Source organism: Streptomyces sp. Tu6071 (assembly GCF_000213055.1).
Classification (GTDB): domain Bacteria; phylum Actinomycetota; class Actinomycetes; order Streptomycetales; family Streptomycetaceae; genus Streptomyces; species Streptomyces evansiae.
Genome location: NZ_CM001165.1, coordinates 4,398,200 through 4,413,584, shown reverse-complemented (window position 1 = coordinate 4,413,584; position 15,385 = coordinate 4,398,200). Strand labels below are relative to the sequence as shown.

The following is a 15,385-nucleotide window of genomic DNA, read 5'->3' as shown; positions in this document are numbered from 1 at the left end:
CAGGCCGCCCCGCGCCGCCCCGGCAACTGGCCGTGGTGCACCACGTACAGGCGCTCGCCACGCGCACGACCCCGACGCGGGCCGCGCGCACGACGCCCACTTGGTCCGCATGGGCGACGTCCTCTTGGTCCGCATGGGCCACGCTCGCTCGGTCCGCAGGAACGACGCCCACGCGGACCAAGCGAGCGCCCCGGCGACCGAACTCGGCCTCCCGGCGGCCCGGTTCGGCCACCGTCGGCGTCGTCGCTCAGGAGGTCAGCGCGCCCGCCAGGAAGGGTTCGACCGCTTCTCGCCATGCCTCCTGTCGTTCGTAGTGGGCCAGGTGGCCCGCCCCTCTCAGCTCCGCGTACTGGCCGCGCGGTAGCACGCGGACCATCTCCTGCGCCTCGGCCCGGCCCAGCTCCCCCTCCGTTCCGCGCAGCACGAGCGTCGGGCACGCCACCTGGCCCAGCTCGTCCCAGTGCGAGTCGTGCACCCACGCCTCGCGCGAGGTGATCATGTGCGCCGGTTCGAAGACGGGCCGCCAGCCGTCGCCCGCCCGTTCCATGACCTCCGCGTAGTAGGCCCCCCGCGCCGCGTTGGGCCGCGCGAGCCAGGGGTCACCGGCGGCGAACCACTTCTCCGCCTCGGCGAGCGAGGCGAAGGGGAGCGGCCAGCCGCGCAGCCAGTCCACCCACTCCCGCTGCGCCGCGAACCCCAGCGCCGAGGCCCGCATGTCCGAGATGACGAGCGCCCGGACCGACTCCGGGTACTGCGCCGCGAACTGCCAGGCCGTCAGCGCCCCGAGCCCGTGCCCTATCAGCACGACGGGTCCGAGGCCCAGACTCTCCACCACGGCGTGCACATCCCCCACGTAGGCCGCGCGCGAGTACGACGCGGCCTGCCGCTCGCTCGACCCGTGGCCGCGCTGGTCGAGCGCGATCACGCGGTGCCGCTCCGCGAGCCAGCCCGCGCTCCCCGCCCAGTGCGAGCCCCGCCCCAGGAGCCCGTGCAGGAGGAGGACACCGGGGCGCAACCCTCCGCTCCCCGGCACCGTCCCCTCGTACTCCCACGCCGCGAGCCGCACTCCGCCCGCCCCTGTCACATCGATCCGGCGCACCATCGGTTCCGGCACCCCCAGTCGTTCCTGTCCAACTCCCGCGCGGTGCCCCCGAACCCCGCAAGCCGCACGCTATCGAAACATCATTCGATTTCCGGCGGAAAACAATGGTTTTCCACCCAAGTCCCCTCGTACGAGTGACAGCCGGGGAAGGTTGACGCCCGTGGCGCGGGGGAGATCTCAGCCGAGGGGCGGGTTCCTCGCGGAACGGACCCGCCCGGGGGTGACCCTGAGAGCTCGGGGCTCCGGGTCAGCGCAGGGGGGACCGGGTCCCGGCGCCGCAAGGCGCCGGGACCCGGCGCGCGTGCGGAGCCTCCCCGAGGGGCCACCGCCAACCTCGACCGTCCCCATCGCGTCAGACTGACACGCCTTGCCGGTCGGCGCTGCCCATCCGGCCCAGAAAAAACCAAAACCGGGAACACTCCCCGCACTCCGGACGCCACCGATCCGCTTCCCGTCCACCCAAAACGCTACGAACAGGGAGGAAGTACCCGCACGGCGCCACGACGGACCTGACAGGTTCCGGCCACCCGGCCATCCGCTTGTCCGGCCAGCGATCCTCACCGGCCACGGTCACCCGGAGAAGCGCCGAGCAGCGCTGCCCACCTCGCCCCGTACGCGTCAACGCACCGGTACGCGGCGACGCGCCCCGGCCCGGCCACCGCCCACCCGCCACGGCGCCCCTCCGCCGCGCCGAGAGCTCCGGGCCGCCCCGCACCCCACACCGCCCTGCGTGGCCCCGCCTCGCTCCGCCCCACGCGCCCTCGCCGTCCGGCTCGCGCGGCTCGCGTGCCCGTACCGCTTCGCGCCGCCCTGTACTCGTACTCGTACCGCTGGCGGAGCCGGTCCGCGCCCCGCCATCGCTCACCGCGCGCGACTGCGGGACGGCATGGCGAAGAGGCGCCCGGCGATCGCCGGGCGCGCGGGGGCCGCGCGCCGTGCGGTCGGCGCCCGCTCCCTCGCTGTGCCGCCTCAGCCCTTCGCGACGAAGACGTGCGAGGCGATCTCGGTGTCCAGCTCGGCGGCCTCGCCGCCGCTGCCGACGAGAACGCCGCCCGCCGCGCGCGTCACGCTCACCACGGCGCCCGGCTGGACGCCCGCGCGGCGGAGCGTGTACATGAGCTGCGCGTCGGTCTGGATGGGCTCGCCGATGCGGCGCACGATCACGTTCTTGCCCTCGCCGCCCGGCTCCAGGTCGGCGAGCGAGACCATGCCCGCGTCGAGGAAGGGATCGGCCTCGGACTGCTCGCCCAGCTCCTCCAGGCCCGGGATCGGGTTCCCGTAGGGGGACTCGGTCGGGTGGCGCAGGAGATCGAGGACGCGGCGCTCGACCGCCTCGCTCATGACGTGCTCCCAGCGACACGCCTCGGCGTGGACCTGCTCCCACTCCAGGCCGATGACGTCGACGAGGAGGCATTCGGCGAGCCGGTGCTTGCGCATGACCCGGGTGGCGAGGCGGCGGCCCTCCTCGGTCAGCTCCAGGTGGCGGTCGCTGGCGACGGCGACGAGGCCGTCCCTTTCCATGCGCGCCACCGTCTGGCTGACGGTGGGGCCGCTCTGGTCGAGCCGCTCCGCGATGCGGGCGCGCATGGGCACCACACCTTCCTCCTCCAGTTCGAGGATGGTGCGGAGATACATCTCCGTGGTGTCGATCAGTCCGGACATCCGTGCCCCTTGATGCTGTGACCGCCGAGGGGTCCCGGCGATCGGTGTGCGCTGGCCCTGCCGTCAATTCTGACGCATCCCACCGACAACCGGCCCGGACCGGACGGCGGGGCCCCTCCGGCCGCCCTTCCCACCGCTCCCTCCGCTCCCCCGCACCCCCTCCGGGCCCTGTTGACAGCCCAGGTCCCGGGGCCGCACCGTGAGCGACGGCACGCCGCCGTGCCACCCACCGCGCCGCCCTCGCCCGGGGCACGGGCGCCCGAGCAGGAGGCACGAGGCACGGATGAGCGCCGCCGAGACCACTTCCACCGAGGACGCCCCGCCCGCAGACCCCGGAAACGCCCCCGGAACAGCCGGGAGGGCGCCCGCAGCAGCCGGGAGCATGCCCGGGACAGCCGGGAGCGCGCCCATGAGCCCCGACGCCGTGTTCCCCCCGCCCGTTCCCGACACCGCGCGCCGCTACCTCGACGCCGTGACCGCGCTTCTCGCGCGCGTACGCGACGAGGAGGCCGTGCCGGGCGGTCCCGTCGAGCGGGCGGCGCGACTGCTCGCGGCGACCGTGACGCGAGGCGGCCGGATCTTCGCCTTCGGGGCCGGGCACTCCTCGCTCATCGCGCAGGACCTCGTCTACAAGGCCGGCGGCCTCGCCCTCGTGAACCTGCTCACGGTGCCGGGCACACTCGGTGTGGACGTACGGCCCGCGACGCTCGGCTCCGCGCTGGAGCGCGTCGAGGGTCTCGCGGGGACCGTGCTCGACCAGTCGCCCGCCGCGTCCGGCGACCTGCTCGTGATCATCTCGCTCTCCGGACGCAACGTCCTGCCCGTCGAGATGGCGGTGCGGGCGCGCGAGAAGGGGCTGAAGGTCATCGGCGTCACCTCCGCCGCGTACGCGGGGCACAGCCTCCCGGACAACCCGTGGAACTCCTTCCTCGCCGAGCACTGCGACGTCGTGCTCGACAACAAGATCACCGTGGGCGACGCGGAGCTGAGCGGTGACGGCATCGCCGCCCCCTTCGGCCCGGCCTCCACGGCCGTGACCAGCGCTCTTCTCCAGGCCACGACCGCGACGGCGGCGGCGCTCCTCGCCGCCGAGGGCACCGAACCGCCCCTGCTGCGCTCGGGGAACGTGCCCGGCGGGCGGGAGTGGAACGGGGAGGTCTTCGCGCGCCACAGGGAGCGGATCTACTACCAGCACTGAGGCGCGGGGGCGCGGTGCCCGGGGTGCGACGGATGCGGCGGGTGCGGCGGGTGCCCCCGGGTGCGCGCGGCGTCTCAGGTGTCGGGTGCTCGTCTCACGTACGGGCTGGGGTACCGCCCAGGGCACGACCCGGGCGGCGACCGGGGGCCGCCGGCCGTCCCCGTACCGGCCGGCTCACTCCCCGTACGGCTCGTGGCTCGCGTACGGCTCCTGGTCCGCGCGAGGGCCGGGGGCGAGGAGGCGGGCGAGGTCGACGGCGCCCGCGACGCGCAGCGCGACGGATTCCGCGTACTGGGCGTCGGAGCGGTCGAAGGCATGGCGGCCGGGGCCGCGCAGAAACGTCACGACACCAAGCGTGAGACCGCGACTGCGCAGGACGGCGCAGAGCGCGTGCTCGGTCTCGCGGGGCCAGCGGTGGCGGTGCGACCAGTCCTCGCGCTCCTCGTCGTCGACGCCGCCGTGCCAGCTCGTCCGCACCGCGCCCGAGCGGCGCACCGCCCGTACGGCGGGATGCGCCTCGCCGTAGCCAACCGGCAGCCCGACCCCCGCGAGCGCGGTACGCAGCGGGCCAGGACTGCCACCGGGGGTCATCGCGCCCCGCACGAGACGCGGCGTGCCCCCGTTGCCCTCGGGTTCGTGGTGCGCCGCGGGCGTGTCGAGGAGGTCGACGAGCGCGTGGTCGGCGAAACCGGCGAGGGCGAAGTCGAGATGGACCGTGATCGCCTCGCCCGGGTCCTCGCACTCGGCCGCCGCGCGCGCGGCGCGCTGCGACTGCCCGGAGCGGAAACGCAACTGCGCGCTCTCCTGCTCCGCGAGCCGCGCCTCCGTCACGTCCTGGAAGAACCAGCCGACACCGAGCGGCACGGGCTCCTCGCTGAGCGGCGAGGAGAGCCGTACGAATCCGGAGCGCCAGCAGCGCCGCGCGGGCTCCGCGTCCTCGCGGACCGTCACCCACAACTCGGCGGGGGCGGGCGGGGCCCCTTCGGCGAGTACGTGCGTGAGCGCGCTCTCCAGCTCCTCGACGCCCTGGCCGAGGAGATCGGCGAGCGGGCGGCCGAGCAGCGCGGTGCGACCGGTGCCGAGCGCGCGGGCCGCGTAGGCGTTGACCGCGGCGGGCCGCAGATCGGCGTCCACGAGCACGACGCCCCAGGCGGCGTCGTCGAAGAGCGCCTCCCCGAGGGCTATGGAACGCTCCAGGTCTATCTGGGTGTGGACCTCGCTGAAGGCGCAGTACACCCCCGCCGGACGGCCGTCCGTGTCCCGTACGGCGGCGGACTGGACCCGGACGAGGACGCGACCGCCGTCCTTGGTGAGCAGCGCGAACTCGTGGACCTGACGTCCCGGCGCGCGCATCGCCGCGGCGAGCGAACGCCACATCTCCCCCGCGTCCGCCTCGCGCGCCGCCCAGCCGCCGAAGCCCTGCCGGCCGACCGCCTCGTCCGGGGACCAGCCGAGGATGCGCTCCGCCTCGCGGTTCCAGTGCGTCACGACGCCGTCCGTGTCGAGCGCGCACAGAGCCGCGTCCATGCCGTCGAGAAGGGCGGCGAGAAGCTCCGAGTCATCACGCCCGGGAGCGCCGTGCGCTGGCTCCGCGGCATCCTGCCCGTCCGTGGTCCCACCCCGAGCACCTGGATCGTCCGTGGTCCCACCGCGCCGGGAAACACTCACCCTGGCACCCCCTGCCGTACGTACGTCATTCGTACGTCTGCCTTGCCTGCGCTGAATTGAACTCCACCGTGACACAGCACACAGCGGCTTCGCGTAAATCGTTGCGCGGCAGTGATGCGGGTGAGGGGCGGCGGGGTGCACGTGGGGGGCGTGTTCGGGGGCGCGTTCACGGTCCGGGGTGGGGTCGCCACGGAGGGGGGTCGGGGGGGAGGGGGTGCTTTGGGGGGTGGTGGCGGTCTTGGGGATGCGGCGCTGATGCGGGGGGGGTGGCAAGTAGGACGGATTCATTCCCGATGCGGGGTGCCGAATGAGGGTTTTCGTTTCCGGCGAAAACCCTTTGCCTCTCGCCCGGAGCGTTCTTACAGTGGTGAGCACATGAGAAGGGAGGTGGTTCGGAGAATGTATGACTACCGGACGCGTGAGGTGACTGCGGGCTAGCGGCCCCTGTCCCCGCACTCTTGTGCGGTGGCCGGAAGCGTGTGGAAGAACCGGACCGGGAAACCGGACCAGTTCACGTCGCCGCCGGCCCAATCCCAGCAGTACACCCGACCCGCAAGCCGCCGGTATGTCCGGCCGGCTCTCCCGCAAGGGAGACCACGGCTTGCGGGTCGACTGCGTTTTGGGGACCTGCGGTCAGCCTGAGGTCATCGGCTCGGGGGTCAGTGGCCTGCCTTTGGGGTGCCAGTTTTTCGGGCGCCTGTGTTGGGGCTGTGCTCGGGGCACTGGCTGGAGGGTTGCCGCAGGCGAGGGGGTATGCGGTGCGGGTGCGGGTGGGCTCGGCTGCTGGGGCTGGCTACCCGGGGGCGGGCAGCGGGCTCGCGAGCGTGGGGCGTGAGGCCGTGGCGGGTGATGGGGCGCCTGGCAACCTGGGGATGTGCGCGTCCCTCGTCGCACACGCCCGACACCCGGACAGCCCCCGCCCTCCCAGGGGGCGGCCCCAATACCATCCTTCCGCAACCCCACCCCCGACCCACCCCCTCCAGCCACATCTGTGGATAACTCCGCCGAAGTTTTTCAACGCCTCACTCGTCAGAGTGAGCAGCGTTTCCGGTACACGGGCTGAACAGGGGTTATCCACAACCGTTCGAGGGATTCCGCGCACCCGTCAGGGGCTCAGCCGTTCCAGGGTCCACTCCGGCTCCGCGCCCTGCTCCCCTCCCGTACGGCGATAGCGCAAACGATCATGCAGGCGGTTCTCACGCCCCTGCCAGAACTCGACCGTCTCCGGCGTGACGAGATACCCGCCCCAGTGCGGTGGTACGGGCACCTCGCTGCCCTCCGGATACCGGGCGGCGAGCCGCGCGTACTGCTCGTCGAGCACTTCGCGCGACGCGACGACCCGTGACTGCTCGCTCGCCCAGGCGCCGAGCTGCGAACCGTGCGGACGGCTGTGGAAGTACGCGGCGGTCTCCGCCCGGTCCACGTGCGCCGCCGTACCGGTGACCAGGACCTGGCGGGCCATCGGGTGCCAGGGGAAGAGCAGCGCGACGTGCGGGTTTTCCGCGATCTCGCGGCCCTTGCGGGAAGTGTGGTTGGTGTAGAAGACGAATCCGCGCGCCGCGTACTGCTTCAGCAGCACCGTCCTCGAACTGGGCCGCCCCCGGGTGTCCGCCGTCGAGACGACCATGGCGTTGGGCTCGAAGATCCCCGCCGCCACCGCGTCCGCGAACCAGCGCCCGAACTGGTCCATCGGCTCCGCCGCGAACCCCTCGGCCTCGATCCCCTCGGCCCGGTACTGCTCGCGCATCCCCGCAGGATCGAGTACGTGCGGTACGTGTGCCCGCCGCGCGCTCCCATCCGGCTCCCGCTCCGCGTCCCCGCCTCGCGCCTCCGGCGCGTTCTCCTCGCTCACGGCGCCATCCTGCCGCACCGGCCCACCCCATGTGTCGCGTACGTCACGGCGACGCCCCTCGCCAGGAGGGGTGACCGGCTCCCGTACCGGGCATGACGCAGAAACGCGCCCGGTGGGCGACGGTCGCCCTCGGCGAGTCCGTCCTCGCGGCGCGGCCCTTCCGGCCGGGGCATACGGTCGCGAGGGCCACCAAGAGCGTCGGGGCCGCACGTGCCGGGTCGTCCCGGTCGGGAACGCGGTCGCCGCCAGATCACTGTGAGACGAGGAGCAGCGAGATGTCCGATTTCGTGCCCGGCCTCGAAGGGGTCATCGCCTTCGAGACGGAGATCGCCGAACCCGACAAGGAAGGCGGCGCCCTGCGCTACCGCGGCGTCGACATCGAGGACCTGGTCGGCAAGGTCTCCTTCGGCAATGTGTGGGGACTCCTCGTCGACGGCTCGTTCACGCCCGGCCTGCCGCCGGCCGAACCCTTCCCCTTGCCGGTCCACACGGGTGACATCCGCGTCGACGTCCAGTCCGCGCTCGCCCAGCTCGCCCCCATCTGGGGTCTGCGGCCACTGCTCGACATCGACGCCGCGCAGGCCCGTACCGACCTCGCGCGCTCCGCCGTCACCGCGCTCTCGTACGTCGCCCAGGCGGCGCGCGGCCAGCAGTCGCCGATGGTTCCGCAGAGCGAGATCGACAAGGGTCGCTCCATCGTCGAGCGGTTCATGATCCGGTGGCGCGGCGAACCCGACCCCCGCCACGTGAAGGCCGTGGACGCCTACTGGACCTCGGCGGCCGAGCACGGCATGAACGCGTCGACCTTCACCGCCCGCGTCATCGCCTCCACCGGGGCCGATGTCGCCGCCGCGCTCTCGGGAGCGGTGGGCGCGATGTCGGGGCCGCTCCACGGCGGAGCGCCGTCCCGCGTGCTCGGGATGCTGGAGGAGGTCGAGCGCACGGGCGACGCTGCGGCCTACGTCCGCCGGGTCCTCGACTCCGGCGAACGCCTCATGGGCTTCGGCCACCGCGTGTACCGCGCCGAGGACCCGCGCGCCCGGGTGCTGCGCCGTACGGCCAAGGAACTGGGCGCCCCCCGCTTCGAGGTCGCCGAGGCCCTGGAAAAGGCCGCCCTCGACGAACTGCACTCCCGCCGCCCCGACCGGGTGCTCGCGACCAACGTCGAGTTCTGGGCGGCGATCATGCTCGATTTCGCCGAGGTCCCCGCCCCGCTCTTCACCTCCATGTTCACCTGTGCCCGCACGGCGGGCTGGTCCGCGCACATCCTGGAGCAGAAGCGCACCGGCCGCCTGGTCCGTCCGTCCGCCCGCTACACCGGCCCCGGCAGCCGCACGGCCGAGGACATCGAGGGGTACGGGGACGTGGTGCGCGTCGACGGCTGACCGGCCCTGCGGTCGCGCCGGACCGGCCTGGGGCTCCGCAAGCTCCCGGCTCCGCGGGGCTCGGGCTTCATGAGCCTCTGGACTTCGCAGAGCCCGGGTTTGCGGGCTGCGCAGGCTGCGGGATGCGTCACTCCGCAGCCTGCGGAACCGGGGCCCTCTAGGCTCCGCGTTCCGCCCCTGGCCAGGTCGGTCGCGCCTCACGCCCGTGCACAGGCCCGATCATTGCGGCCGTCCTGGCTTCCGCCCCACTCCGCTCCCCCTCCCGCCCGTGCTCACCGTCCCGCCGTGTGCGGGGGGACGATATGGAAAACCCCGGGCACAACGCCTAGCGTGTACCGCCATGACTGTCGAACACACCGCCGATGACCACCTGGAACTCGTCCGGGACCTCCTCTCCCGGATGACCGTGGCCGAAAAGCTGGGTCAGCTTCAGCAGCTCTCCTGGAACAGCGCCACCGGTCCGGGCGGCGGCGAGACCGAGGAGATCGAGAACGCGGCCCGCGAGGGACGGCTCGGTTCGGTCCTGAACATCACGGGCGCCACGCACACGAACGCCCTCCAGCGGCTCGCCGTCGAGGAGTCGCGACTCGGCATCCCGCTGATCTTCGGCCTCGACGTCATCCACGGCTACTGGACCACCTTCCCGATCCCGCTCGCACAAGCCGCCTCCTGGGACCCGGCGGTCGCGGAGCGCGACGGCGAGATCTCCGCCGAGGAAGCGCGCTCGGCCGGGGTGCACTGGACGTTCAACCCGATGATGGACGTGTGCCACGAGCCGCGCTGGGGCCGTATCGCGGAGAGCGCCGGCGAGGACCCGTACCTCACCGCCGTGCTCACCGCCGCGAAGGTGCGCGGCTACCAGGGTCCGGCGCTGTCGGCCGACCCGCGCAAGGTCGCCGCCTGCGCCAAGCACTTCGCCGCCTACGGGGGCGCCGAGGGCGGGCGCGACTACAACACCGTGGACGTCTCCGAGCAGCGTCTGCGCAACGTCTACCTGCCGCCCTTCAAGGCGGCGCTCGACGCCGGCGTCGCCACGGTGATGGCCTCGTTCAACACCGTTTCGGGCGTCCCCGCGCACGCCAACTCCCACCTGCTCACCGAAGTGCTGCGCGAGGAGTGGAAGTACGACGGGATGGTCGTGAGCGACTGGACCGGCGTGCAGGAACTCATCGCGCACGGTCTCGCGGAGGATGGGGCCGACGCCATCCGGCAGGCCCTCGGCGCGGGCGTGGACATGGAGATGGTGAGCACCCACATCACCGAGCACGGCGAGAAGCTCCTCGCCGCCGGGGCGATCGACCCGGCGCGACTGGACGAGGCGGTCTCCCGCGTCCTGCTCCTCAAGGCACGTCTCGGTCTCTTCACCGCGCCATACGCGGCGGAGTCCGCGGAGATCACCGAGCCCGGGGCGGAGGCGCGGCGCGCCGCGCGGGAGACCGCGGCCCGCACGCTCGTACTCCTCAAGAACGAGACGACCGCGAACGGGGCGTCCGTGCTGCCGCTGCCCGCCACGGCCGCGTCGGTGGCCGTCGTCGGGCCGTTCGCGCTGTCGACGGACCTGCACGGGACGTGGGCCGGTCCGGGCGCCGCCCGCTTCGCCGCCACCACTGTCCTGGAGGGGCTGCGCGAGGCGCTTCCCGCGACCGAGGTGCTGTACGCCGAGGGCGAGGCAGAGGCGATCGCGGCGGTGCGCGAGGCCGATGTGACCGTCGTCGCGGTCGGTGAGCCGAGCGAGATCAGCGGCGAGGCGTCGACGCGCGCCGACATCTCGCTGCCCGAGGGGCAGGCCGAGCTGATCCGCCAGGTGGCCTCCGTGGGGAAGCCTTTCGCCGTCGTGGTCTTCGGCGGCCGGCCGCTCACCATGGAGGAGTGGATCGACGAGGCGCCCGCCGTTCTCTTCGCCTGGCACCCGGGGCTGGAGGGCGGTCACGCCGTCGCGGATGTCCTGACGGGGAAGGTCAATCCGAGCGCCAAGCTCCCTGTCACGTTCCCGCGTTCGGCCGGACAGATCCCGCTCTACTACAACCACGAGAACACCGGCCGTCCCGCCGACCCGGCCGACCCGAAGGTGCCGTTCCGCTCCTTCTACCTCGACGTGGAGCACGGGCCTCGCTTCGCCTTCGGCCACGGGCTGAGCTACACCCGCTTCGAGACCGGCGCGCCCGCCCTGAGCCGGACCGAGATCTCGCTGCGGGAACTCGGTGAGGGGGGATCGGTCGAGGTGACCGTGCCGGTCAGGAACGCGGGGGACGTGGCGGGCACCGAGGTCGTGCAGGTCTACGTGCACGACCGGGCCGCCTCGATCGTGCAGCCGGTACGGCGGCTTCGCGGATTCGCCCGGGTCGAGCTGGCACCGGGGCAGAGCGAGGAGGTCCTGGTGCGTCTGGACTCCGAGGACCTCGGCTTCTGGGACAACGACCCGGCCGGGAACTACCGCGTCGAGACGGGCGCCTTCGACATCTACGCCGGTACCGACTCGACGGCCACCGCGCACACGACACTGCACGTCGTCTGACGAGCGCGGCACTGCCGCCACGCCATCGGCTCCCGTCCGTCGCCGGCTCGGCACGGGCGGGGGCTCGGGCGGGGGTCCGGCACCCACGGTCCCAGCGCTGGATGCGCCGCCCCGCTGGATGACCTCCCGCGCACGGCGCAAGAGGGTGGCGAGACGCCCGCCATATGCCGTCACGTACGAGGACGCCAGCAAATACCCGGACGCGAGAACAGTCACGGAATGTAGCGACCGTACGAACATAAGCACCTCCGTTGGTGACACACAGCCATCGATTTCATGACGGAGCGTGGCCAACAGAACGGGCGTTCACACCCGAACAGCCCTATCTTCACTCCTGCGAGTGAAGATTTCGCCGATTGGGCATTTTGGGCCTCAATCGTGCCGTTCACTCGTCGTACGCACCGCACCCAGGCTGGCGGCGATGACGAGGGCGACGGCCAGCCCTTCGATCCAGCTCAGGTCCTGGTGCAGTACGAGGAAGCCGGCGAGTGCCGCGATGGCCGGTTCCAGGCTCATCAGCACGGCGAAGGCGGCGGCGGGGATACGGCGCAGTGCGATGAGTTCCAGGGTGTAGGGGAGCACGGAGGAAAGGAGAGCGACACCGGCACCGAGAGCGAGCGTGGAAGGCACGACGAGCGTCGCGCCGGCCTGCGCGATGCCGAACGGCAGGATGAGGACAGCGCCCACGGCCATGGCGAGGGCGAGGCCGTCAGCCTGCGGGAAGCGGCGACCGGTCCGGGCACTGAACACGATGTACGCGGCCCACATGACGCCCGCGCCGAGGGCGAAGGCGACACCCACGGGGTCGATGTCGCTCAGCCCGGTGCCACTGAGCAGGAAGACTCCGAGCAGCGCGAGGAGCGCCCACAGGAAGTTCACGAGACGACGTGAGGCGACCACAGACAGGACCAGCGGACCCAGCACCTCGAAGGTCACGGCGAGACCTAGCGGGATACGGTCGGCGGCCTGGTAGAAGAGCGCGTTCATGCCGGACATGGCGACCCCGAAGGCGACCACGGTGCCCCAGTCCGCTCGGGAGTGGCCCCGCAGCCTCGGCCGGCAGAAGAGCAGCAGCACGAGCGCGGCGACGGCGAGCCGGATCGCCACCACGCCGAGGGGCCCGGTGCGCCCCATGATGCTCACGGCGAGCGCCCCGCCGAACTGCACCGACACGCACCCGGCGAGCACCAGGCCGACCGGTCCGAGCGCGCCACGCGGACCGCTGCCCCGGGTGCCGCCGGCAGGGGCGCCCCCCTCGGTCACGGGTACCGAGGAGGCGGAGGGCGAGGGGACCGTCGCGCCGGCGGAACCCTGCTGGACGGGGAGTCCGGTCCCGGCCGACCGCCCCGTACCCGACACCGCTCCCGCTTCGCCCCACTCAGCCACCGTCAGCCCGCTCCTTCTCGTGAATATCCGCCCAGGAGGTCAGTCACCTTTACGGATCGAACGCCGCACCGATCAGCCTGTTGTACCAGGGCGTGCACTGAAATGAACTCTCCGGTCACTGACCATGGCCCGGTGACCGAGGCGCACGTCACTGCGGGCCCCGTGACGAAAACGGGCACTCCGGCCGGGACGCCCCGGCTGGGCGCCGGGGCCACAGCGCGCTGTACCGCTCGCGCACCGATCGCCGCGCGAGCGCGAGAAAGCACGCGTCCGTCCGCCGGGAGGCGCACGGGAGCCGCAGGTGCGGGCCGGTTGTCAGCTGCCCTCTGCCGCGACGCGGGTGCTTGCCGAAGCCTGTCGTCGGTACGTTTCCGTCCACGGTAGGCCCGGTGGTGGCTGCCGTGAAATGCGGCGAGGGCGGGCTTATGCTCGGCGCGCATAAGCGGGAGGGTGCGGATCGCCGCCGCACCCTCCTGGACTTGGCGGAACCGTATTTCGCGGGCCGGGCCGACCTCCTGGGTCGCGGGTTCCGGCAGGCCGGCCGAGCGGGCGACGGTCTTTGCCCCGCGAGCGAGGGGTCAGCTCCTCGCCAGGCCAGGACGAACCTCGCCAGGCTGGCCCTCGGCGGGTCTCGGTCCGGTCGGTGAGAGCACCCGCGCGCCAAGCGAACCGCCGCCGTGTGGCAGAAGGAGGTGCCCATGTCCGTCCGCGACTACGGCTCGGAGGCAGGCTCCGAACCGGTTCCGAGCCCCGGTTCGGACCCCGGTCTCGGGGTGCCCGGGTCGCACTCCGGCCTCGGGGTGCCCGGTTCGGGTTCAGGGACAGTCCGGCCTCCCGTCGCCGGGACAGACCAGTCCCGGGCTGGGACCGCCCAGCCCGGTTCCGGGGAGGCCCAGCCCATCCGGTCCGGCTCCGGGGCCGGCCGCGCCGAGGCACGTCCCGGCTCCCCCGGGCCGAGTCCTGGTTCCACCGAGGCGGGTCCCGGCTCCGCCGGGCCGGGTCCGGGCTTGCCCGAGCCGGGGAACGGTTCCGCGCATCCGCGAGGTGGCTGGGGTGGCGGCAGCGGGGGGCGTGGTGGTGTAGAGGTGCGGCACCTGCGGTGTTTCCTCGCTGTGGCCGAGGAGGGATCGGTGACGGCCGCTGCGGCGCGGTTGCGGAGGGGGCAGCCGGCGGTTTCGCGGACGCTGGCGGCGCTGGAGCGGGGGCTCGGGGTCCGGCTCGTGGACCGGTCCACGCATCACCTCGCGTTGACCGCCGAGGGGGCGGCGTTCCGCGTGCGGGCGCGGGCGGCTGTCGCGGCCTTCGACGAAGCAGTGTCCCTTGTCGGGGCGCCGAGGGCCTTGCGGATCGGGCACGCGTGGTCGGCGGCGGGGCGGTTCACGACGCCGTTGTTGCGGAGCTGGCGCGAGCGGCGTCCGGATGTGCCGCTGGAGCTGCTGCGGGTGGACGACCGGACGGCGGGGTTGCTGCGCGGGGTGGTGGATCTCGCCTTGTTGCGCGGGCCGGTCACGGAGCCGGGGCTTGTGGCGGTCGAGTTGTACGCGGAGCCGAGAGTGGCGGCCGTGCCGGTGGACAGTGTGTGGGCGGAGCGGGCGCGGATCGGGTTGGGGGAACTGGCCGGGGGGACGCTCGCGCTCAACACCGTCTCGGGGTCGACGACTCCGGAGCTGTGGCCCTCCGGGGCGCGGCCGGTGTCGACGTTGACCGTGGGCAATACCGACGACTGGCTCGCGGCGATCGCCGCGGGGCTCGCCTTCGGGGTGACGGCCCGCGCCACGGCGGCGATGCACGCCTATCCGGGCGTCACCTTCGTCCCGTTGAGCGATGCGCCGCCGCTCTCGGTGTCGCTCGTCCGGCGGGCGGGGCGGGAGCGGGAGGAGGTGCGGGAGTTCGTCGCGCTCGCGCGGGAGGTGACTGCGGCGGCAAGGGGCGGGGAGGCCGGCTGAGGGGGTGCGGCGCTACAGGGTGCGGACGACGCGGGCCGGATTGCCGACGGCGACGGCGTTCGGGGGGATGTCCTTGGTGACGACGCTGCCGGCGCCGATCACGGAGTTCTCGCCGATGGTGATACCCGGCAGGACGAGGACGCCGCCGCCGAGCCAGACGTTGTCGCCGAGGGTGATGGGGCGCGCGGACTCCCACTTCTCCCGGCGGAAACCGGGTTCCAGGGGGTGGGTCGGAGTGAGGAGCTGGACGTGGGGGCCGAGTTGGCAGTCGGCGCCGATGGTGATGTCGGCGACGTCCAGGGCGGTGAGGCCGTAGTTGACGAAGGTGCGGGCGCCGATGCGGAGGTGGGAGCCGTAGTCGAGGTGGAGGGGAGGGCGTAGTTCGGCGCCCTCGCCGAGAGAGCCGAGGAGTTCGGAGAGGAGGGGACGGGCGGCGTCGGGGTCCTCGGTGTAGGCCGTGGCCCAGCGGGCGGCGAGGCGACGGGCCGCGCGCTGGCGGCGTTCGATCTCGGGGTCGTCGGCGCGGTACAGCTCACCGGCGCGCATGCGGTCGAAGACGTCGGTGCCGCTCGCGGGGGTGTCGGAGGGGTGCGTCATGGGCGCGAGGGTACGGATTCGGGGGCGCCCGTCCCCGCACCGACGCCCCGGCCTGTACGGCCACCCGGGCCACG

At 73.1% G+C, this 15,385-nt stretch carries 10 protein-coding genes; 4 read left to right on the top strand and 6 right to left on the bottom strand.

Going from position 1 to position 15,385, the window contains the following annotated elements; translation table 11 throughout:
• Positions 1 to 247: 247 nt before the first annotated feature.
• Positions 248 to 1,102 (bottom strand): alpha/beta fold hydrolase, encoded by an 855-nt coding sequence (locus STTU_RS18415; RefSeq protein ID WP_007825593.1) that lies wholly within the window; start codon positions 1,100 to 1,102, stop codon positions 248 to 250.
• Between the two features lie 969 nt (positions 1,103 to 2,071).
• A complete protein-coding gene (locus STTU_RS18410; protein WP_007825591.1) occupies positions 2,072 to 2,764 on the bottom strand; it encodes a metal-dependent transcriptional regulator in 693 nt (230 codons plus the stop codon).
• Between the two features lie 409 nt (positions 2,765 to 3,173).
• Between STTU_RS18410 and STTU_RS18400 the strand changes: the two genes are divergently transcribed.
• On the top strand, positions 3,174 to 3,962 hold the full coding sequence (locus STTU_RS18400; RefSeq protein ID WP_007825589.1) for an SIS domain-containing protein: 789 nt from the start codon (positions 3,174 to 3,176) through the stop codon (positions 3,960 to 3,962).
• Positions 3,963 to 4,136: 174 nt separating this feature from the next.
• On the opposite strand, the gene STTU_RS18395 is transcribed toward STTU_RS18400, so the two are convergent.
• Positions 4,137 to 5,489, bottom strand: a complete 1,353-nt coding sequence (locus STTU_RS18395; protein WP_010263184.1) for a PAS domain-containing protein — start codon at positions 5,487 to 5,489, stop codon at positions 4,137 to 4,139.
• Positions 5,490 to 6,735: 1,246 nt separating this feature from the next.
• The gene (gene pdxH / locus STTU_RS18390) at positions 6,736 to 7,482 is read right to left on the bottom strand and encodes a pyridoxamine 5'-phosphate oxidase (RefSeq protein ID WP_043255624.1); all 747 of its coding nucleotides are present in this window, start codon (positions 7,480 to 7,482) and stop codon (positions 6,736 to 6,738) included.
• Between the two features lie 275 nt (positions 7,483 to 7,757).
• Between pdxH and STTU_RS18385 the strand changes: the two genes are divergently transcribed.
• Positions 7,758 to 8,867, top strand: coding sequence for a citrate synthase 2 (locus STTU_RS18385; RefSeq protein WP_043255621.1), 1,110 nt, complete (start codon positions 7,758 to 7,760; stop codon positions 8,865 to 8,867).
• Between the two features lie 340 nt (positions 8,868 to 9,207).
• Positions 9,208 to 11,382, top strand: coding sequence for a glycoside hydrolase family 3 N-terminal domain-containing protein (locus tag STTU_RS18380; RefSeq protein ID WP_007825583.1), 2,175 nt, complete (start codon positions 9,208 to 9,210; stop codon positions 11,380 to 11,382).
• 372 nt (positions 11,383 to 11,754) lie between these two features.
• Here the strand turns inward: STTU_RS18380 and STTU_RS18375 are convergent, their stop codons facing one another.
• Positions 11,755 to 12,741, bottom strand: coding sequence for an EamA family transporter (locus STTU_RS18375; protein WP_383882572.1), 987 nt, complete (start codon positions 12,739 to 12,741; stop codon positions 11,755 to 11,757).
• A 1,112-nt stretch (positions 12,742 to 13,853) separates the two neighbouring features.
• Here STTU_RS18375 and STTU_RS18365 point away from each other — a divergent pair.
• Entirely contained in the window at positions 13,854 to 14,714 is an 861-nt protein-coding gene (locus STTU_RS18365; protein ID WP_043255617.1) for a LysR family transcriptional regulator, read from the top strand.
• A gap of 12 nt (positions 14,715 to 14,726) precedes the next feature.
• Here the strand turns inward: STTU_RS18365 and STTU_RS18360 are convergent, their stop codons facing one another.
• The gene (locus STTU_RS18360) at positions 14,727 to 15,311 is read right to left on the bottom strand and encodes a maltose acetyltransferase domain-containing protein (RefSeq protein WP_007825577.1); all 585 of its coding nucleotides are present in this window, start codon (positions 15,309 to 15,311) and stop codon (positions 14,727 to 14,729) included.
• Between the last annotated feature and the right edge of the window lie 74 nt (positions 15,312 to 15,385).